The following is a 20,298-nucleotide window of genomic DNA, read 5'->3' on the forward strand; positions in this document are numbered from 1 at the left end:
ACCGGCTCGAAGCCGCGTCGATCGACCGGTTCTCCAGCCGGGTTCGAGTGGGCGGGCGCAGGCTGCGCCTGTCACGGCCGCCATGCGAAGGGGACACGATGGGCGCCAGCCACCAGGAGCGCGGAGCGATCGAGGTCATTCAGGACCTCATGCAGCAGAAGTGGGTCTACGAGCTGTTCGGCGAGATCGGCGCGCGCCAGGGTGCCTCGGCCGCGCACGTCGAGCAACTGAGGGCGGTCGATTCCGCCGCGCACGTGTTCTGGCCGTTCCAGGCACCGCCGTTTCCGGTCATCGCGGCCACCGCGAGCGGATCGACGTTGACCGACATCGACGGCAACGACTACCTCGACTGCCACATGGGATACGGCGCTCAGGCGCTGCACGGGCACAACCCGGCGCCGGTCGTCGACTTCGTCCGCGAGCACCTCGGCAAGGGCACCGGCAACGGCTACACCAACGCGTTGGAGCTGGAGCTGGCGACGCTGCTGAGGGAGATCCTCCCGCACAACGAGAAGTTCGCCTTCCAACACTCGGGTACGGGCGCCACCCAGTCGGCGATCCGGCTCTGCCGCGCGCACACCGGGCGGCGGATGGTCGCCAAGTTCGAGGGCACCCTGCACGGGTCCCACGACCTGGCCGTCCACAACACGGCGCCCTGGTATCACGGGCATCCCGCGGTGCCGTTCCCGGACATCGGCAAGGACGGCATTCCGCTGGTCTCGGCGTTCGCCGGCGTCACCCCGGCCGAACCGCGCGACCTGCTGATCCTGCCCAACGACACAGCGCTCGCGGTCGAGTTGATCGAGCGCCACGCGGGCGAGTTGGCCTGCATCCTGGCCGAGCCGGCCGCCTCGTCGTTCCCGTTCGAGGAGACGACCATCCCGATGATCCGCGAGGTGGCGGTGGCCGCCCGGCGGCTCGGGGTGCCGTTCATCCTCGACGAGGTGCTGACGGGCTTCCGTTCGGGGCTCGGCGGCGCCGCGCAGAAGTTCGACATTCCCACCGACCTCGTCACCTACGGCAAGGTGATCAGCGGGCTCGGGTTGCCCCTGTCGGCGATCGGTGGTCGGGCCGACATCCTCGACATCTCGCAGACCAGTGGGCAGTCCTGGACCGACTTCGGCCAGAAGACCGGCCTGCAGGGCAGCCACACCGGCAACTACCTGTCGGTGGCGGCGTCGCTGGCCACGCTCCAGCTGCTTCGCGACAAGGGGCCCGCCTACTACACCGATCTGCGGGCCAAGGTCGACCGGGTCCAGGCGCGGCTGGCCGCGTTCCGGGCGGCCGAGGGGATCCCGCTGCGCATGGTGGGGTTCGGCGACTACATCGGGTGCTTCCAGTTCCTGCCGGAAGACTCCTACACCGACTACCGGGTCTACTCGCGGGCACTCAACCCGGCGACGTTCATCCTCACCCTGCTGCTGCGCAAGCGCGGCATCTACACGCTCGGCATGCCGATGTTCTTCGCCGGCGGCGCTCACAGCGATGCCGACGTCGACCGACTGACCGACGCCGTGCTGGAGAGCACGCTGGAGCTTCGCGCCAACGACTTCCCCTTCGACCTGGCGTGGCCGGCGACGTCCGCGTGGGGCTCCGGCTCCTCTGAGTGGGGTTCGGGTTCCTCCGACTGGTCGTAGCCATCTCTGCGTCACCGGGCCCGGGTCAGTTCCTGACCCGGGCCCTCCTCATGTGCCGTACAGGTCGTACGCAAATAGCCGTACTTGACTAATCGTACGCGACGGCGTGTAGTCGAAGGGTGGGTCCGCTGTCGACCCCCGTCCGACTTCAGGAGGAACGCGATGACGGAGAGCTGGACCGACGTACGCAGCGCCGCCCCACCCAATCCGCGCCGATGGCTGATCCTGGCCGTCATTCTGGCCGGGGCATTCATGATTCTGCTGGCCACGACGATCGTCAATGTTGCGGTCGCGCCGATCCAGCGCGACCTGCGGTCGACGTACACGGCCATGGAGTGGGTCATCGCCGGCTACGCGCTCGGCTACGGCCTGTTGCTCATCCCCGCCGGCCGGATCGGCGACCGCTTCGGCCACCGCAAGCTGTTCCTCATCGGCGTCGCGGGGTTCACGCTCGCGTCGGCGGCGTCGGCGCTCGCGGCCACACCCGGCCAGCTGATTGCGTTCCAGGTGGTGCAGGGCATGATGGCCGGCATCCTCAACCCGCCGGTGCTGGCGCTGATCCAGACCACGTTCCCGGCGAAGGAGACCGGCAAGGCGTACGGGATCTACGGCGCGATCGGCGGCATCGCGACCGCCAGCGGCCCGCTCCTCGGCGGCCTGCTGATCGCGTGGGACCTCAACGGCTGGGACTGGCGGCCGGTATTCCTGCTCAACGTGCCGATCGGCCTGGCCACGTTCGTCGCCGCGCTGATCCTGGTGCCCGAGTCGCGAGGCCGCCGCGGTGGTCTCGACGTGATCGGCATGTTGCTCGTCTCGGCCGCCGTCCTGCTGCTGGCCGTCCCTCTGGTCGAGGGCCAGCGCCTGGGTTGGCCGGCATGGACGTTCGTCTCGATGGCAGCGGCGCTGCCCGCGCTGGCCGTCTTCGCGGTGTGGGAGTTGCGCCGCGCCCGACGCGCCCAGGTCCCGCTGGTGAGCATGCGCCTCTTCGCGCACCGCTCGTTCTCCGCCGGCGTCGGCATCAGCCTCTGCTACTTCGCGGGCTTCATCGGCCTGCTCTTCGCGCTCTCGCTGCACCTGCAGATCGGCCTGGAGAAGTCCGCCCTGACGACGGGCCTGATCCTGCTGCCGTTCTCGTTCGGCACACTGGTCGGCGCGGCCATCTCCGACAACGTCGCCCGGGCGCTCGGTCGTGGCGTCCTGATGCTCGGCGCGGGCATCGTGATCGTCGGCATGGTGGGCATCATCGCCACGATCCACTGGTGGGGCTCCGGCCTGGAGCTACTGCCGGCCCTGCTCTTCGCCGGCTTCGGCTCCGGCCTGGTGATCGCGCCGAGCGTCGAGATCGTGCTGGCCGGCGTGCCCTGGCAGGACGCGGGCGCGGCGAGCGGTGTGCTCGGCACCGCCCAGCGTCTCGGCCAGGCGATCGGCGTCGCGGTGGCCGGCGTCGTCCTCTTCGGAACGCTCGGCTCCTACTCGGGGACGGCTGCGGAGAAGGCGAGCCCGGAGCTCCAGGCATCGCTCGTGGCGGCCGGCCTGCCGCCGGCCGAGGCGAGCGCGGCGACGACCACCTTCGCCGACTGTTTCATCCGCCAGTCGCGCGCGTCGGATCCGACGGCCACCCCGCCCGGCTGCGCGGACTCGGCGCCTGGTCCGGTCGGCGCGGCCTTCGACAACGCGGCCACGTCGGCGCTGGAGATCAACTTCAACCGGGCGGTCCAGTGGACCGTCGGCGTCGTCCTGGTCGGCGTGATCCTCACGTTCCTTCTCGTCTACCTGCTGCCCCGCCGGCCCGAAGAGCCCTGGGCCGAGGCGAGCAAGCCCGACTGGAACGTGACCACCCAGACTGAGCCCGCTCAGTGACAAGCCGCCAGCCCCGGCACCGGAGATGCCACCGGGGCCGGGGCTGGCACCGTCACGAGGTCGTCATCGAGGTCGGTTGGTTGGCCATCAGCTTGGGCAACTGGTCGAGCAGCTCGTCGTGCCAGGCGAGCTCGGTACGGAGTCGGAGCTCGGTATGACGGAAGGTAGTCCACTCCAGACCACGGATGTGCGGCGCCGCCAGCTCTCGGAGCGCGAGCCACGAGTCGAGCTGCTCGGCGAGGGCCTTCCGGCGCGCCACGATGATCGCGCGCAGCGCGTCCTCTCCGAGGTCGATCACGTTCTGCAGGGCCAGGTCGACCGGGTCGTGACGGAGCTTGGTGTCGCGCAGCGCCTCGTCGCGGTGGTCGATCAGCTCCGCCGCGCCGGCCGAGGTGAGCGCGTAGATCGTGCGGGCGGGCCGGTTGCCCTCCTGCTCGGTCCGGACCGCCTCGATGACGCCCTCGACCTGCATTCGGTGCAGCGCGCCGTAGAGCGACCCCGGCTTGACGTCGCTCCACAGCTCGGTACGGTCGACCTGGGCCGCCCGGCGGATCTGGTGCCCGTGCATGGGGCCACCGCGCGCGAGCGCTCCGAGCACGAACAGGCGAGTGCTATTCACGGCATTAGTCCAACACGAGTGCCCGTTTGCGGGCAAGTTACCCAGAGCAATCCTTGAGCGGGCTGCTATCCGTGGAACGTCGGGTCGACGCAGAGCCTCGGCAGGACGATCAGGGAGGCCGCGATGGCCCTGTTGACCGCGTCGATCCGGGACACCGCACCGAGCTTGGCGAAGATGTTGCGCAGGTGGCGCTTGACCGTCGCCTCCGACAGGCAGAGCCGACCGGCGATCTGAGCGTTGCTCATCGCCTGACCGACCAACTGCAGGACCTCGCGCTCACGGTCCGACAGCGTGCTGTGCACCGGCCCCTGCACCTGGGTCAGGCTCTCCCGCGAGACCGCCAGCATCACCGGCGCGTCATCGGCGCGGGCGCTGCGGATCGCCGCCACCAACTCCTGGCGCGTCGAGTTCTTCAGCAGGTAGCCGCAGATGCCAAGGGTCAGCAACTCACGCAACAGCGTCGGGCCGTCGAACATGCTGAGGATGATGACCCGGCTCGCCGGCGCGACGTCACGGATCCGGCGGACCGTGGTGGTCACCCCGTCGCCGGGGATCTGCACGTCGAGCAGCACGATGTCGGGCTGGCGGATTCGGATCTCGTTGATCGCGGCGCCGCTGTCGCCGGCCTCGCCGACGACCACGAGGTCGCGCTGGGCGTCGAGGATCTCCCGGAGGCCGTCGCGCACCACGACGTGGTCGTCGACCAGCACGATGCGGGTCGGCTCCATCATCGTGACGGTCACCGGCCGGCCCCCGCCCCGACGGCGAGCAGCGGCACGACGAGCTCGACCGAAGCGCCCTGGTGGCCCGCCGCGCGCACCGCGAGGCGACCGCCGACGACGGCCGCGCGCTCAGCCATCGCGCGCAGGCCGGAGCCGTCGCGCACCGTCGCGAGGTCGAAGCCCACCCCGTCGTCGGTGACGGTCGCCCGCAGTTCGTGCGGGGTGATGTCGATGACCGCATGGATCACCCGAGCGCCGGCGTGGGCCACCGCGTTGCGCAGCGCCTCGCGGACGACCAGGAACACCTCGTCGAGCACCTCGGGCGGCACCCACGACTCGTCGCCGTTGATCTCGGTGTGCAGACGCGTCTCGCCCGTCTCGACCGTCGACAGGAAGTTGGCCAGCGCCTCGTCGAGTGACCCGAGCGGCTGAGAGAGCCGAAGGTCGGCGATGAGCACACGCAGATAGCCGACCGCGTCGTGGAGCGACTCCCGGGCGATGACCACCCGACGGTCCACGTCGTCGTGGCGTCGTTCCTGGGCGAGCTCGTGGGCCTCCAGGTTGCGGTACGCCGCGCTGAGGCTGTGGCCCAGCCGGTCGTGCAGCTCGCGGGCGATCAGCGAACGCTCGGCGATCTGCGCCTGGTGGACCTCGTTCATCAGGCCGGCGGCATAGCGCGAACTCGCGTCGACCAGCCGGGTCAGTGTCGTACGGGTGAGCGCGTCGGCGACCAGCGCCAGGATCGCGCCCTGGTCAGGCTGGCCGACCAACTGCTCCAGCGCGTCGGCCAGCACGATGTCAGCCAGCGCGACGACCGCGCGAAAGCACTCGCGTGGGTGAAGATCGACGTCCTCGGTGGACAGCGCCGGCGGCGGTGTCGACAGCGGGTCGGTCGCCTCACGACGAACCTCGGCCATCGTCTCCCGGAGCAGGCCATCGGCCTGCGCGGTGTAGCTGTCGACCAGGTCAGCGGCCCCTTCGAAGTCGTCACTCGCAGCGGCAAGACGCTGACGGTAGGCGGCAAGAATCGGTTGATGCCTGCGTTCGAGAACCTCGGCAGCGGTCCTCCGCAGCGCATCGTTTCCAACAACCATTGCGGATCCCCCGGTGTGTGCCCTATTGCTCCCCAGGTGCGGGCACGAACGGCTCTCCCCAGCGCCGCTGCCCGCCGTGTCGCCGACTCCCCCGTCGTGGGCGACAAAGCACTCAGATCGGATCGGCCTTCTACGAGTTGTCACGGCCGACTACTCGCACGAGTCTACGGTCTCACCGTGCGTCGTTGGAAGCATCGAAGCTTAGCTTTTGGTAGTCACACCAAAACTTAAGGTGAAATCCACATTTGGCCGCGACCAGTTTTCGACGGCGCGTCGAGGGGCCTCCCTGACAGTTCACCCGAGACCTCGACCACCAGGAGTGGAGCGACCAATGGTGAGCAGACGCAACGTCATGAAGGCCGGTGCCACCGCAGGAGCAGCCGCGCTGGTCACGACCACCGCGGCGGCAGCGGCCCGCGGTTCCACCCCGTCCGCGACACCGGCCCACGGCACCCACACCGGCCACGGGAAGACGGCACACGTCGCTGCCGTCGCCGCCCCGTTCGCTGTCCGGATGCCGATACCGCCCGTGCAGAAGCCCATCGCCTCGGTAGCCAACACCGACTTCTACGTCGTTTCCACACGTAAGGCTCAAGTGGAGATCCTGCCCGGGACGCGTACCGAAGTGTTGACCTATGACGGGCTGTTTCCCGGCCCGACGTTCCGGGTCAAGACGGGCCGGCTCGCGGTCATCGCCCACAGCAACCACCTCGACATGCCGACCGCGGTGCACGTGCACGGAGGTCACACGCCGTCGAGCAGCGACGGGTTCCCGACCGACGTGCTGGACCCGGGAAAGAGCCGGATCTACAGCTATCCCAACAAGCAGCGGGCAGCCACGCTCTGGTACCACGACCATGCCCATCACATGGAGGCCGAGCACGTGTTCCGCGGGCTCGCCGGTTTCTTCCTGATCGACGACCCAGCCCAGGCCGAACTTCGGTTGCCCACCGGCAACTACGACATCCCGATCATGTTGCGCGACGCGCGGTTCGCCGACGACGCGAGCCTGATCTTCGAACATGACGACTTCCAGTTCCGCAACACCATCCTCGTCAACGGCAAGCCGCAGCCCTACTTCCCGGTGGCCGCCCGCAAGTACCGGCTGCGCTTCGTCAACGCGTCCAACCTCCGCACGTTCACCCTGCGGCTCGGCAACGACGCCGAAGTCGCCCAGATCGCGAGTGACGGCGGGCTGCTCGCTGGACCGACGCCGATCCGCTCGTGGAGCCTGACGCCCGGCGAGCGGGTCGAGATCGTCGTCGACTTCGGCGCGTTCCCGGTCGGCAGCCAGGTCTTCCTCGACGACGCGGTGGCCGGACCGGTGCTGCGCTTCGACGTCAACCGGGCCGCCGCCGACACCAGCCGGGTGCCCGACCGGTTGAGCACCATCCCCGCGCTGCCGGCAGCCACGAAGGAGCGGGCGTTCACGCTCAACTTCAACCCGTCGACCGGCCAGTTCCTCATCAACGGGCAGCAGTTCGATGCCGAACGGGTCGACACCGAGATCAAACGCAACACGACCGAGGTGTGGACGGTGACGAACGGCGACACGCTCTTCGGCATCCCGCACAACTTCCACCCCCACCTGGTCCAGTTCCGGGTGCTGGCCCGCAACGGTCAGCCGCCGGCGCCGGGCGAGGCCGGGGTGAAGGACACCATCTCGGTGGGGCCGGGCGAGACGGTCCGACTCCAGGCGACATTCGGGCCATATCTTGGCCGATATGTCTACCATTGCCACATGATCGACCATTCCGCGAGTGGGATGATGGCACAGATGAAGATCGTTCCCTGACCCCTGAGAAAGGTTTCTTGTGCCCTCGGCAGAGAAGACTGTGCAGATCGGACGGACTCCTGAGGTCGTCTTCGCCTTTCTCGCCCGTGGCGAGAACGACGCGCGCTGGCGTCCCAACGTTCTCGACGTCGCGCGCGTCTCCGGCGAGGGGGTCGGCGCTCGCTACAAACAGGGACTCAAGGGTCCCGGTGGGAGCCGCATCCCGGCCGACTACGAGGTGACCGGGTTCGAGCCGGGTCGCCGTCTGGCGTTCCAGGCAACCGGCAGCGTCGTACGCACCCAGGGTGAATACACGCTCACCCCGGTCGACGGTGGCGGGACCCGGCTCACGCTGAAGTTGGCGTGGCAGCCGAGCGGGCTGTCGCGCTTCCTCGGCCCGGTCGTCGGCAAGACGTTCGAGGAGGAGATCGCCGCCCTCGACACCCTTCGCAACCTGCTGGAGAGCGAAGCCTGAGCGCAGCGTGCAGCCGGTGGCGCCGGCGGCAACCGCCGCCAGTGGATGTCACCCGCGGGCCCGGAGCCAGTTGGCTCCGGGCCCTCATCCTGCCCCCGGTCAGGGGCTGGTGCAGGTGACGTTGCTGGGTGCGGTGGCACCGTTGCCCGTGGCGGTGAACCCGAAGGTGGTTGAGGCGCTCGGGCCAACTGTGCCGTTGTAGGCGGCGTTCTTGACGGTGACGCTGCCGGTGGTGCCCGTGTTGGTGCCGCTCCAGAGACTGCTGATGGCCTGACCACTGGCCAGGGTCAGGCCCACCGTCCAGCCGTTCAGCGGCGCGGTGGAGTTGTTGGCCACTGTCACCTCAGCCTGGAAGCCGCCGGGCCAGGTGTTGATCGTCCGGTAGGTGGCAGCGCAGGTGCCGGGCTCCCCGGTCGGCGGCGGGGTGGTCGGCGGCGGGTCGGTCGGCGGTGGGGTCGTCGGAGGCGTGGTCGACTCGAACTGGCTGAAGAACCTCCAGATCTCGGCCGAGGTCCAGGTCCGCGAGTCGTTGGGGCTGCCCGACCCGTCCACCGGACTGGGGGTGTGGTCCCCGTCGAACGCCGCCCACTGCACCGGGTAGCCGGCCCGGCAACCCGAGTAGGCGGTGGTGATGTGGGTGAGGCTGCCCCGGCTCGGCTCACGCGGGCTCTGCGCGGTGCAGCCGTTGTTTCGCACGAACGTGTCGCGCAGTTGCCGACCCTGGGAAATGTTCAGCACGCTGTCGTAGATGCCGTGGATGCCGAAGTAGGCGACCGGCTGCGTGCCCCCGTTGCATCCGCTGAGGTTCGCACCGGAGATGACGGTGACCGCGCGGATGACCGTGGGCCGGGCACAGGCCACCGCGTAGCTCATCGCCCCGCCGTAGCTCCAGCCCAGGGCGAAGCGCTGCGTGGTGTCCACGCACAGATCGTTCTCGATCTGCCGGGAGATGTCGTCGAAGAGGGTCAGGTCCCGACCGTTGGTGTTGGCCCAGCCGGCGTTGAGACCCTGCGGAGCAACGAAGATCGTGCTGTTGTTCGACAGCGGCTGGAGCCCGTAGTAACCGGCCGAGGTGACGTTGTTGGCCGAGCCGTTCAACCAGTGGAAGCCGAAAATCAGCCGGTAGGGGCGGTTCCGGTCGTACCCGTCCGGGATCCGCAGGTTGTACGTACGACTCTGGCCGCTGCTCTGAATCGTCCGCGTCCCGCTGGCGAGTGTGGGGGCCTTGCCGCAGCCAGCGGTCGCCGCGAGGGTGCCGTTGGTGGCGGCCACCGCCGTCGCACCGAGGCCGCCGCTCAACACGCCGCCGGTGGTGGCCGCGAGGAGAAGCGCCGCGGCCGCGATGGATGGGAGGAAGAACCTACGTCTCAGCATTGCTTGGGCTCCTTGCCGTTCGGCGACCAACCATGGTCGCCTGGCATCGACGGGGGCCCGGACTGGTCACCGACCGGGAAGGCGGCGGGAGGGGTGGGCCCCTCGGCGCGTCTTCGCCGGCTGGCTCGGGTGACCGGGAGCGTGCCCTTCACTCCCGGGGAGAAGATAGCATGTTATCGATAACATGCCGAGCCGATCCAGCCTCTCCGGCTCACGTCCCGAGCGGCCGGGCCGCCCACTCGGCGGCCACTTTGTGCAGGTCACCGGTGCGGAAGTGCGGGGGCTCGTGCAGCAGGAAGTCACGGTGGCTGATGTTCCAGGCGTACGCCCCGGCCATGGCGAAGGCCAGCACGTCACCCACGCCGATCGGCCCCGCAGTGGCCGAACGGGACAGCACGTCCTTCGGAGTGCAGAGTTGCCCGACCACGGTGACCGGCCCGCCGTCGGTGCGGGGGCCGCCGGCATCGTGTCGCGGGTGCACGGTGAACGGCTGCGCGTGCCCCTTCGCCGCGGGAGTCCGCAGGTGGTGCGTCCCGCCGGCCACCACCACGAACCACTCGCCGTAGGAGCGCTTCACGTCGACGACCTCGGTGAGGTACGCCCCGCAGTAGGCGGTGACCGACCGGCCCGGCTCGATGCGCATCCGCACGCCCGGGTGCCTGTCGAGGACGTCCGCCAGGGCCTGGCCGTAGCCCTCCCAGTCGAACCGCGCGTCGGGGTCGGTGTAGTCGACGGTCATGCCGCCGCCGACGTCGACCTCGGCCGCGTCGACCTCGGCCGCAGCCCAGCCGACCACGGCGGCGGCGACGGTCGCGGCGAGCGGTGCGTCCAGTCCGCTGGCCAGGTGGGCGTGGATTCCGCGTACGTCGATGCCGGCCGGCGGACGGCGGGCGCACGTGACCGCGTCGGCCGGGTCCATGCCGAACGGGCTCGGTCCACCGCCCATGACCAGGCTCGCGCCCGGCGCGTCGACCGGCAGGTTCACCCGCAGCAGCACCTGGGCCGACCGTCCCGCCGCGGTCGCCAGCGCGCCGAGCCGCGCCAGTTCGCTGGGCGACTCGACGTGGATGCGGTGCACCCCGGCGGCGAGAGCGGCGGCGAGGTCCTCATCGGTCTTTCCCGGCCCGGCGTACGCGGCCGGCGCCCGTCCCGGCAGCACCTCGGCCAGCCTGCGCAGCTCACCCCGGCTGGCGGCCTCGAACCCGTCGACGATCGGGGCGAGGGTTCGCAGCACACCGGCATCCGGGTTGGCCTTGACCGCGTAGAGCAGCTCGACCGGCCGGGGCAGCGCCGCCCGGATGGCTCGGGCCTGCCTGGCCAGCGCGTCGAGGTCGTGGACGTAGACCGGTCGGGTCATCGGGGCCCACCCATCGGGTTGGGCACCGGCACGAACGGTGCGGCCCGGTCGGCGTCGCGCCGCCACCGGACCAGCAGGTTCGCCTTGGCCAGCAGCGGCTCCCCGGTCAGCAGCGCGCGCAGCTCCGCCGGCTCACCGAGGTCGGCGGCCACCGCCTCGACGACGGCGCGCAGGTCCTGCCACAGCCGCCGTTCGATTCCCGGCCGGGCGTCGGCGAGGGCCCCGCTGATCCCACCGAGATGGTTGACGAACAGGCAGTAGACGATCCGGCGGTGGGCGGCCCGGGGACCGTAGCGGACCTGCGCCGGGACGCCGTCTGGCCAGGCGCTCCACCGATCGGTGTCCAGCTTCACCCCCTCCAGGTCGCGCAGCAGCATGCGTACCGGACGGCGATCCCGGTCGAGCACGACGACCACGTTCTGCAGGTGCGCCTCGTGCACGACACCGTGGCTGAGCCAGCTGCGCAGCACCGCCGGCACCAGCAGGCCGACGTACGCGCGCCACCAGGCCACCGGATCCGGTGTCACCAGCGGCGTTGCGGCCAGCGCCGCCGCCAGCACCGGGGTGTCGCCGGGACGCAGGTGCGGGCGCAGACCGCCGCGCAGGATCGTTCCGTACGCCTCGTCCGGGCCGGGGACGTCGACCGTGCGGTAGGCGGGCTCGGCGAGCAGCCCCACCCCGTCCGGCAGCGGCACCCGGGCCAGCAGGTCGGTCAGCGCCACCGCGCCGGTGAGTTCGTAGCGGGCGTTCTTGCGCAGGCAGTTGGTGATCCGCACGTGCAGGCTGGTCTTCACGAACAGGTCGGCCTCGGGGGCGTAGAGGGTACGGACGCTCGCCGTGGGTCGTACCGGCACACCGGCCGCACCCAGGTCGCGCAGCCGTGGGTGGGTGGGCGGGATCAGCGACAGCTGCCAGGGGTGCACCGGCAGGACGCGGTGCCCGCGCGGGGGCCGTGGCGGGTCGAGCGCGGCCACCAGCGGATCGAACGGCCCGGCGTCGGCGATCAGGTCGTCCGGCACGGCCAGCCAGTGCAGCCGGAACGCGGTGCGCAGCTCCGGCGCGTACGCCCGCCAACTGTTCGGGTCACCGCTGCGCCACTTCGGGGTGGGGTGGTGCGGGTGGCCGAAGACCAGCGACTGCTCGGAGTCGACGTACGCGTCGATGGCGGGCTCACCGGTGGGGGTCGGATCCTCGGCCGGTCGGTCGGCCAGCAGCCGGGCCACGGTGTCCCGGCTGGCCCGGACCTGCTCGGCGAACTCGTCGTTGACCAGGCCGGTACGGGTGGTCAGCTCCGCCGCGACGAGGGCGGCCAACCCGTCCGCGTCCAGGTCTTCCCACCGTCCGCCGCCGGTACTGCGTTGGACCGGGCCGGTGTAGCGGTGCGCGCCGAGCGGCGAGGCTCGCGCGACCTCGCAACGCACTGTGACGTCGAGGTGCCGCAGCAGCAGCCGGACGGCACCGTCGACCACGGGCGGGGTGCCGTCCGGCGGGGCCAGCTCGCGCAGCAGGCAGCCGAAGACGGCGTGGGCGGCGGCCAGGTCGGCGCGCTGACCGGAGTCGGTGGCCGGCCGGGAGCGCAACTGCGCGCTCGTCATCGTGTCTCCCGGAGGTAGTTCGGGCCGGTACGCAGGTAGTACTTGTTGATGTCGGCGCAGCCCAGCCGCTGTTTGGGTAGCAGGGTGCCGGCGGTGAGCATCGCCTTGATGGGCAACCGGGTGGCGTGCAGGACCCGCTCGGTGAACGTCCGCGCCGTCGGTCCGTCGCCCCATCGGTCGCGGGCGGTGTCGAGCCGGGGCACCAGCGCCTCGGCGGGTGTCGGCACGGGCAGTCCCCGGGCGGCCAGGGCGATCAGGGGCGCGGCGGCGGCCAGGTGCAGGGTGATGGTGATGAACACGTCGGCCAACTCGTGCGGGTCGCGCGCCCACATCCGGTCGTCGTACAGGGCGAGCCCGTTCGGGCCGTCGTGTCGTGGGTCGAGCCGGGCGCCGTCGTTGTCCTTGTAGAGCAGGCCGACAGTGCCATCCGGGTGCACCAGCAGGTGGATGTTCTGCGGGTGCGCCTCCAGGGCGATCCCGTGGCGTAGCCAGAGGAAGACGTGCCAGTCGAGCAGCAGGTCCAGGTAGGACTCCAGCAGCGCCACGGGCCGCTGCGGGCTGATCCGTTCGAGGACCGTGCCCGCCACCGGGTCGGCGGCGGCGAGGGCCGCGACCGGCACCACCTGGACGCCGGCCAGGTCGCGCGGAAATCGGCGCAGCAGGAAACCGCGCCGCTCGTCGCCGTCGACGTGCGCCCAGGTGCTCTCGTCGGTGTGCCGGATCCGACCGGCGAAGTCGGGTTCGGCGGCGGCGATCCGGTCGAGCAGTGCGGCGACGGCCGCGCCGTCGGCGAGCGAGCCCGGTTGCAGCGTGCGGCGGTTGCGCGCGCCGAGACTCGCGGTCGGCAGCGGCAGTTTGAGATGCAGGTACGGGTCGTGGTCGAGCGCCACCGTCCGCATGGAGAGGGTGGGTCGCACCGGGGTCACCGGCAGGTCGACCACCGGGAGCGCGTCGCGGGCCACGGTGATCGGATGCGCTGGCAGCAGCAGCTGATCCGGTCGCGGTGCGCGCGGCCACCATGCTGGCAGCTCGCCCGCGAGTCGGACGTCGTCGGCCGGGGCGGCGTACCAGCGCAGCGCGAAACGTGGGGCGTGCTCCGGGGCGTACCGGAGCAGTTCGTCGTCGCGCAGACCGTGCCGGCACCGGTCGGTGGGGTAGACGGGGTGGCCGTGGTGGGCGGCGAGCACGTCGTCCAGGACCGCCGCCGGCAGGCCGGTCGGGGTGTGCACGCGTTCGGCCGCCACCTCGGTGAGCACCCGTGCCCGGTTGCGGGCGGCTAGCCGCCGGGCCCGCAGGTCGGCGTGGCACTCGACGCCGAAGGCCCGCCAGCCGGCCTCGGCCTCGGCGTTGTCGTGCGGGGCGAGCAGCGTCAACAGTCCGTCCAGCGTCTCCGTGCGCTGCGTTTCGCCGGCGCGGGTCACCAGCAGCACCATCGGCGCGGCGCTGCGCAGGGCCTGCTGGAACCCGTCCGCCCGGACCGGAATGCGCAGCAGGCCAGCGGGGCGTGGCACCTGCCACCAGTCGGGTCCGTCCGCTCGGCCGGCGCTGAGCAGACCGAGGTGATCCTCGCGCAGCAGGGCGTCGAGCACCCGGGCGAAGACCTCCCGCTCGCAGTCGTCGCTCACTCGACGATGGTCCACTCGAGATCGCTCCGGAGGGCGGCCAGCGACTGCCGGACGCTGCCCTCGTCGGGGCCGATCCCGTGCAACACGGCAAGGTAGTCGCGGTTCGTGCCGGTGTGCTCGGCGGTGCGGCCCATCTCGCGCAGCGGACGGCAGCCCAGCCGGACGTCGCCGTGGACGGTGTCGAGGGGGCCCGGTGCGGCGACGAGACGGCCGGACCGGTCCGCGCAGACGTACTCGACCTGGGCGTAACGGTCGACCGTGTCGGGCAGGCCGAGGGCGGTCAGCGGCTCGCCGAGGTGCAGCCGGATGACGTACTCGAACAACGGCACACCGAGCAGTTCGGCGAGGATCAGGTCCATCCGGTCGCCGATGAGACGGTAGTTCACCTCGATCAGCCGGACCTGGCCGTCGGAGACGACGTACTCGGTGTGGCAGGCGCCGAAGCCGACCCCGAGCGCGTCGAGCCGCGCCCGCAGTCGGGTGCGCGCCTGCTCCGCCGGGGGCGACCAGGCGAGGCTCTCCTCGGTGAAGGTCGGTGGTGGACCGAGGCCGGTGCGCCACCCACCGAGGGAGGCCAGTTCGGTGCCGTCGCCGAGGGTCTCGAAGGTCCGCAGCTCGCCGGCGAGGTACTCCTCGACCACCAGTGCCACGTCCGGCCGCCGACCACGGATCTCGGCGACCCGGGCGGCCAGCTCGGCGTGGTCGGCCACCAGGTACGCGTCCTCACTGGCCACCCCCTCGCGGGGTTTGACCACCGCCGGGAACATCCCGGTCGGCACGTCCGGCGTGGCGCCGGGGCCGACGGTGACGGTGCGTACCAGCTCGAGGCCCGCAGCGGCGATCGCCCGGCGGGCTGCGGCCTTGTCCTTGCAGAGACGGGCGGCGTCCGGGTCCTTGCCGGGCAGGCCGAGCTTTCGGGCGGCGATCGCGGTGGCCTCCTGGAGATGGTCGCTGTTGGACAGTAGCGCCGCCGCTCGGGTGGATGCCGCCGCCGCGACCACCGCGGCCGGGTCGCGGACCGCGCAACGGGCAACCCGCACGTCCGCCGGCCATTCGGCCGGCCGGTCGGTCAGCACGGTCGCCGACAGCCCGAGCGACGCCGCCGCCGGGAGGAACCCGTCCAGGACGGCGTCGGTGGGGTTGAGCGCGGTCAGGTAGAGCCGCATACCGCCTCCGTCGACTACCACAATGAAACTATTAGGGTAGCCTACCCTTATTGTAGGGTTTTGATGCGATCTGCCCGGTGTAGCAACCCGGCGGCAACCAGGCCACCGATCAACACCGCAGCCGCACCCACCAACTGCCCCGTCTCCAGCGCCGAGGCGAAGGCGACCGTCACAGCCTCCCGTTCGGCCCCTTCACCGGCGGCGGCGAGAGCCGCGGGAAAGGACCCGGCACCGGCCAGGGCCGCCGGCAGCAGCGCCGCGAACCGGGCGTTCAGCACGGCACCCAGCACCGCGATGCCGAGGCTGCTGCCGACCTCGGTCATGGTGCCGTCGACACCCGCGCCCGCGCCGGCCTTCGCCGCCGGGATCGCGCTCATCACCGCCTCGACGATGGCCGGATTGGCCAACGCGCAACCGACACCCATGACGAGCAACCCGACCAGCAGCACCCCGTACCCGTCGGACGGAACGAGGGTGACCAGCGCGAGTCCGGCCGCGAGCAGCGTCATGCCAACGGCGATGGCGACCGCCAGGCCGAGCCGACGGATCGCGTTCGCGACGATGCCGCTGACGTTGAGCAGCACGATGGACAGCGCGAAGGGCGCCATCCGCAGACCGGCCTCCCAGGCGGGGTAACCCCGGACGAACTGGAGGTGCTGGGTGAGCAGGAACAGCGCGCCGGTGGCGCCGAAGGTGATCAGCACGACGCCGGAGATCGCACCGACGAAGCGCCGGTCCCGGAAGAAGCGCATGTCCAGCATCGGGTGCGCGATCCGTCGCTCCCACCGCACGAAGATCCCGAGCAGGAGTACGCCGACAACCGCCGCCCCGATCACCTCGATCGACGCCCACCCGCGCTCCGGCCCGGAGATGATCGCCCAGACGACCGCGGTCAGGCCGGCGGTGGAGAGCACCGCGCCGAGCACGTCGAGCCGGCCGTCGGCCGGCCCGCGGGACTCGGGGACCAGCGCGCGACCGACGAGCAGGCAGACCAGCACGATCGGCACGTTCATCAGGAAGATCGCGCCCCACGGCAGATGCGCGAGGATCGTGCCGCCGATCGGTGGCCCGATGGCGAAGCCCAACGCGCTGGTGGCGGCCCAGATGCCGATCGCCCGGGATCGCTCGGCGGCGTCGAAGACCTGCATCGCCACCGCGAGCGTCGCGGTGACCAGCAACGCGCCACCGACGCCCATCCCGGCCCGCGCGGCGATCAGCTGCCCGCTGGTGCTGGCCAGACCGGCGGCCAGCGAGCCGACCCCGAAAAGGACCAGGCCGGCGAGCAGCATCCGGCGGCGGCCGTACCGGTCGGCGGCGCTACCGGCGGTGAGCAGCAACCCGGACAGCACCAACGCGTACGCGTTGATCATCCACTGCACCTCGGCGGTGCTGGCACCCAGCTCGGTGGTGAGCACCGGCACCGCCACGGTCAGCACGGTGTTGTCCAACACCACGACCAGTTGCGCGACGCACAGCACGGCCAGGATGAGCCATCGCTGTGGCAGTCGTGCCGATGTCGCGGTGTCGGTGGCCGGCTGGACGGTGGTCACGCCACCGCCTTGACGCCGTCCACTGCGGGCTGTTCGGACGGCTGTTCGGCGGTCGGGCCGACGGCGGGGCCGGGCCGGTGCGGGAATCGCCGCTGGTGGGAGAGGCCGAGGGCGACCCCGGCGGCCACCAGCACGATGGCCGCGACCGCTACCGCCGGATAGCCGACCCGGTCGGCCGCCGCGAGACCGATGGACGCCGCCACGAACGAGCAGACCAGGCCGAACGACGACAGCACGGTGAAGTCGGTGCCGCCGGTGTCGGGCCGGGAGTAGTCCATGTTGACCGTGTAGAGCACGACGTTGGCGATGGTGTAGGCCACCATGAAGCAGCAGAGCGCGGCGACCGTCCCGCCCAGCGGAGCGCGGCCGTTCATCAGCGGCAGCAGCAGCAACGTCGACACCGTGAGCGCCACGCCGCCGACCACGAGCACGCCACCGCGCCCGAACCGCCCGATCCCGAGCCCGGCGACCAGGCCCGCCACGATGGCCGGGGCGCTGGTCACCACGCCGGTGACGACGCCGATCCGACCCAGCGACCACCCGGCGTCGACCAGCGCCGGGGTGACCAGGGCGTACGCCATGCCCGCGCCGACGTAGACCAGCGGCACCACGCCGAAGGTCCACCACCGGCAGCCCGGCTGGCCGAACACCGACAGCAACGCCCGGTAGGCCTCGCCGACCCGTTCCACCCGATCGGTACGGGGAGGCTCCCGGAACCGCCACACCACCAGCAGGCCGACCGCCGTCATCGCGGCCAGCAGGCCGATCGCCGGCACCCAGCCGAACTGGTCGTAGACCAGGACGCAGGCTCCGCCGCCGAGCAGGTTGCCGAGGTAGCTCGCGGCGACCTGGATGCCGTTGCCGGTGCCCCGGGCCGAGTCGGCCAGCATCCGGACCGCGACGGCGTCCACGGCGATGTCCTGGGTGGCCGAGAAGAACACGTACGCGGCGCAGATCGCGATGATCGGGCCGAGCGCGTCGGCCGGGCTGGCGAACGGCAGCAGCGCCAGCAGGGCGAGCACCAGGGCGGTCTGGAGCACGAGCAGCCAGGAGCGGTAGTGGCCGCGGTGCCGTGAGCCGTACCGGTCGAGGATCGGCGCCCAGAGGAACTTGATGGGCCAGATCAGGCCGACGATCTGCAACAGCGCCAGCGTGTCCAGCGAGGTGCCGCCGTCGCGCAGGATGGCGGTGAGCCCGACGGTGATGAAGCCGACGCCGAGGTACTGGGTGACGTACAGCGCGGTCAGGGTGCCGAGCCGGCCCTTCATGCCGCTTTCCAGTAGCCCAGGGAGGTCAACCGGTCCTTGTCGACGCCCAGCGTCTTGCGGAGGTGTCGGGTGATGCCCCGGGTGGTGGCCGCCTCGCAGGCCACCCAGTAGTGGCCCGCGCCGCTCGTCGGCAGGGCTGCGCAGACCGTGTCGACGAGATGCTGACCCGCGTCGCGCCGCGGCACCCAGGTGACGTCGTGGTGCGCCCGGGTCCGCAGCGCGAGTGCCTTCTCGCCCTCGTGGGCGTACTCCAGCCAGACCGTCGCCGGGATGTCGGCACCGGCGTCGAGCAGGCTGTTCACCGCGGGCAGCGAGGCCGCGTCGCCGACCAGGTAGAGGTGCTCGGGCGCGGGGTCGGGCAGCTCGAACGCGCTGCCCTGCATTGTCGCGCTGATGGTGTCGCCGACCTTGGCCGTGGTGGCCCACCGGGCCGCACACCCGTCGTGGATGGCGAATTCGAGGGTGAATCGGCCGGTGGCCGGGTCGGGGTCCACCAGCGTGTACGCGCGCTGGTGGGCCCGGCCGTCGTTGTCGAACCACAGCCGGATCCACATCGTGGGGTGCACCCCGCACGTCTCCAGGAGGCCGCCCCCGTCCAGGAGGAGCCGCTGGTAGTGCCCGTCGATCGACTCGGTGCTCAGGACGGTCAACTGAAAGTCCCGCCCTCCCATGGCCTTGAGGACCAGGGCCTCCCAGTTCCGTTTCACGCACCCCTCCAGGTAAGGTCATCCTTGGTTAGGGGAGGTTAACCTAAGTTGCGCCCCCGATGGAACAGAGGACAGCGCCCGATGACGTACCAGGAGAAGATCGACGGTCTCGGCGAGCTGTCGTTGGTGACCGTGGACCCGGACCGGGACGCCGCACTCCTGCACGGTTGGGTGACCCTGCCCCGCAACTCCTTCTGGGGCATGGGTTCGCACACCCTCGAAGAGGTACGCGAGATCTACGCCTTTGTGGACAGTCTGCCCACGCACCACGCCTACCTGATCATGGTCGACGGGGAGCCGGTCGGCCTCTTCCAGAGCTATCAGCCCGAGGCGGACCCGGTCGGCGAGCGCTACCACGTCCAGCCCGGCGACGTGGGGATGCACCTGCTGCTCAGCCCCGACCGACGCCTCGCCCGCAGCCTCACCAACGTGGCCGGCCCGGCCGTCGCCCGCTTCCTGTTCCGCGACCCGACCGCGCAGCGGATCGTGGTCGAGCCGGACGTCCGCAACCACCTCGCCCTACGCCGACTGGAGATCGAGGGCTTCACCTTCGACTCCGAGATCGAGATGCCGGACAAGCGGGCCCAGCTCGCGTTCCTGACCCGCGCCCGGTTCGCGGAGAGGCACCCGACGCCGGCCTGACCACCAACGCGGCCCGCCTCGGGCGGTGACGCGCTGCGGATCCGGTGCGTCGGGCGCCGCACCGGGCGGACGGCGTCCGTCGTGACGGCACGGCGGGCGGACGGGACGCCCGGGACGGAGGGAGGACGTCGGCGCGCAGGTCAGACGTCCGCATCGGCCGGTCCTCCGGGCCGCATGCTCAGCCGCCCGGTGCGGCGGTGGGCGCGCCGGGCCGGTTGTCCAGCGTGTTCAGCTCGGCAGCCCGCGCCTGCTGGATCCGGCCGGCGAGTGCCTTCAGCTCCGGGCTTCCCCCGGCGGTCTGCTCGCCCCGGCACAGCACCACGGTCTGCGCGAGGTGCGCCCGGATCAGGCCAGCCGCCCGGAAGGACACCTCCGCGTCGGACGCGGCACGTAGCTCGGCGAGGCTGGCCTCGGTGACCATGCCTGGCATCTGATGCCCCTCGTGGATGTTCAGCTCCGGCACGTTGCCAGCGGCCAGGAGCCCACGCAGGTCCCGCAACTCCGCCTGGTGGGTCTTCCGGATCTGGCCGAGGAGGGCCCGCAGCGACGCATCCGCCGGGCGGGTGTCGAGCTGGTCGATCAGCGCGAGCGCGCCCTCGTTCATCGGGATCAGCAGTTGGATGAAGGCGTCGTCGGTGCCGTTGAGCACCACCGGCGCGGACGGCACCGCAGCGACCGACGACGCTGCTGGTGCCTGGTTGGTGCGGCCCCAGCCCTGGCTGAGCCCGACGGCCACCGCCGTCGCAACCAGGGTCGCGACGATGCCGACCAGGCGCCCGGCCCGTACGCGAAGCCCTCGGCGCTCCACCATGATCTGCTCGTCCATCCGTTCG

17 protein-coding genes are annotated in these 20,298 nt (G+C 71.2%); 5 read left to right on the plus strand and 12 right to left on the minus strand.

Annotated features, from left to right (window positions below; translation table 11 throughout):
- The first annotated feature begins 98 nt into the window (after positions 1-98).
- Both ACFYP0_RS09210 and ACFYP0_RS09215 read left to right on the plus strand, forming a co-directional pair.
- Positions 99-1,637, plus strand: a complete 1,539-nt coding sequence (locus ACFYP0_RS09210) for an aminotransferase class III-fold pyridoxal phosphate-dependent enzyme (RefSeq protein ID WP_386995194.1) — start codon at positions 99-101, stop codon at positions 1,635-1,637.
- A 162-nt stretch (positions 1,638-1,799) separates the two neighbouring features.
- Positions 1,800-3,497 (plus strand): MFS transporter, encoded by a 1,698-nt coding sequence (locus ACFYP0_RS09215; protein WP_386995195.1) that lies wholly within the window; start codon positions 1,800-1,802, stop codon positions 3,495-3,497.
- A gap of 52 nt (positions 3,498-3,549) precedes the next feature.
- Here the strand turns inward: ACFYP0_RS09215 and ACFYP0_RS09220 are convergent, their stop codons facing one another.
- The 3 genes from ACFYP0_RS09220 to ACFYP0_RS09230 form a co-directional block, all read right to left on the minus strand.
- Entirely contained in the window at positions 3,550-4,116 is a 567-nt protein-coding gene (locus ACFYP0_RS09220; RefSeq protein ID WP_112581719.1) for a PadR family transcriptional regulator, read from the minus strand.
- Positions 4,117-4,181: 65 nt separating this feature from the next.
- Entirely contained in the window at positions 4,182-4,859 is a 678-nt protein-coding gene (locus ACFYP0_RS09225) for a response regulator (protein ID WP_386995198.1), read from the minus strand.
- Complete coding sequence (locus ACFYP0_RS09230) at positions 4,856-5,932, minus strand: sensor histidine kinase (protein WP_386995201.1); 1,077 nt, start codon at positions 5,930-5,932, stop codon at positions 4,856-4,858. The genes ACFYP0_RS09225 and ACFYP0_RS09230 overlap by 4 nt, the downstream gene beginning before the upstream one ends.
- A gap of 331 nt (positions 5,933-6,263) precedes the next feature.
- Here ACFYP0_RS09230 and ACFYP0_RS09235 point away from each other — a divergent pair, with 331 nt between their 5' ends.
- Positions 6,264-7,727, plus strand: a complete 1,464-nt coding sequence (locus ACFYP0_RS09235; protein ID WP_124861476.1) for a multicopper oxidase family protein — start codon at positions 6,264-6,266, stop codon at positions 7,725-7,727.
- Positions 7,728-7,746: 19 nt separating this feature from the next.
- Entirely contained in the window at positions 7,747-8,181 is a 435-nt protein-coding gene (locus ACFYP0_RS09240) for an SRPBCC family protein (RefSeq protein ID WP_124861479.1), read from the plus strand.
- Positions 8,182-8,280: 99 nt separating this feature from the next.
- Here the strand turns inward: ACFYP0_RS09240 and ACFYP0_RS09245 are convergent, their stop codons facing one another.
- From ACFYP0_RS09245 to ACFYP0_RS09280, 8 genes are all read right to left on the minus strand, one after another.
- Entirely contained in the window at positions 8,281-9,555 is a 1,275-nt protein-coding gene (locus ACFYP0_RS09245; protein ID WP_386995204.1) for a cellulose binding domain-containing protein, read from the minus strand.
- Positions 9,556-9,766: 211 nt separating this feature from the next.
- On the minus strand, positions 9,767-10,912 hold the full coding sequence (locus ACFYP0_RS09250; protein ID WP_386995206.1) for an alanine racemase: 1,146 nt from the start codon (positions 10,910-10,912) through the stop codon (positions 9,767-9,769).
- Positions 10,909-12,507 carry an IucA/IucC family protein gene (locus tag ACFYP0_RS09255; RefSeq protein WP_386995208.1) on the minus strand — a complete coding sequence of 533 codons (1,599 nt, stop codon included), beginning with the start codon at positions 12,505-12,507 and terminating at the stop codon, positions 10,909-10,911. Before ACFYP0_RS09255 ends, ACFYP0_RS09250 begins: the two co-directional genes overlap by 4 nt.
- The gene (locus tag ACFYP0_RS09260; RefSeq protein ID WP_386995211.1) at positions 12,504-14,132 is read right to left on the minus strand and encodes an IucA/IucC family protein; all 1,629 of its coding nucleotides are present in this window, start codon (positions 14,130-14,132) and stop codon (positions 12,504-12,506) included. The genes ACFYP0_RS09255 and ACFYP0_RS09260 overlap by 4 nt, the downstream gene beginning before the upstream one ends.
- Positions 14,129-15,298 carry an ATP-grasp domain-containing protein gene (locus ACFYP0_RS09265; RefSeq protein WP_386995213.1) on the minus strand — a complete coding sequence of 390 codons (1,170 nt, stop codon included), beginning with the start codon at positions 15,296-15,298 and terminating at the stop codon, positions 14,129-14,131. Before ACFYP0_RS09265 ends, ACFYP0_RS09260 begins: the two co-directional genes overlap by 4 nt.
- A gap of 47 nt (positions 15,299-15,345) precedes the next feature.
- On the minus strand, positions 15,346-16,848 hold the full coding sequence (locus tag ACFYP0_RS09270; protein ID WP_386995215.1) for an MFS transporter: 1,503 nt from the start codon (positions 16,846-16,848) through the stop codon (positions 15,346-15,348).
- Positions 16,845-18,116, minus strand: a complete 1,272-nt coding sequence (locus ACFYP0_RS09275; protein ID WP_386995217.1) for an MFS transporter — start codon at positions 18,114-18,116, stop codon at positions 16,845-16,847. Before ACFYP0_RS09275 ends, ACFYP0_RS09270 begins: the two co-directional genes overlap by 4 nt.
- On the minus strand, positions 18,113-18,823 hold the full coding sequence (locus ACFYP0_RS09280) for a siderophore-interacting protein (protein ID WP_357007385.1): 711 nt from the start codon (positions 18,821-18,823) through the stop codon (positions 18,113-18,115). The genes ACFYP0_RS09275 and ACFYP0_RS09280 overlap by 4 nt, the downstream gene beginning before the upstream one ends.
- Before the next feature lie 81 nt (positions 18,824-18,904).
- Here ACFYP0_RS09280 and ACFYP0_RS09285 point away from each other — a divergent pair, with 81 nt between their 5' ends.
- Positions 18,905-19,465 carry a GNAT family N-acetyltransferase gene (locus ACFYP0_RS09285; RefSeq protein WP_386995219.1) on the plus strand — a complete coding sequence of 187 codons (561 nt, stop codon included), beginning with the start codon at positions 18,905-18,907 and terminating at the stop codon, positions 19,463-19,465.
- Positions 19,466-19,643: 178 nt separating this feature from the next.
- On the opposite strand, the gene ACFYP0_RS09290 is transcribed toward ACFYP0_RS09285, so the two are convergent.
- Complete coding sequence (locus ACFYP0_RS09290) at positions 19,644-20,291, minus strand: DUF305 domain-containing protein (protein ID WP_386995222.1); 648 nt, start codon at positions 20,289-20,291, stop codon at positions 19,644-19,646.
- Positions 20,292-20,298 lie beyond the last annotated feature (7 nt).

Origin of the sequence: Micromonospora arida (assembly GCF_042873195.1) — a bacterium.
GTDB classification, from domain to species: Bacteria; Actinomycetota; Actinomycetes; order Mycobacteriales; family Micromonosporaceae; genus Micromonospora; species Micromonospora arida.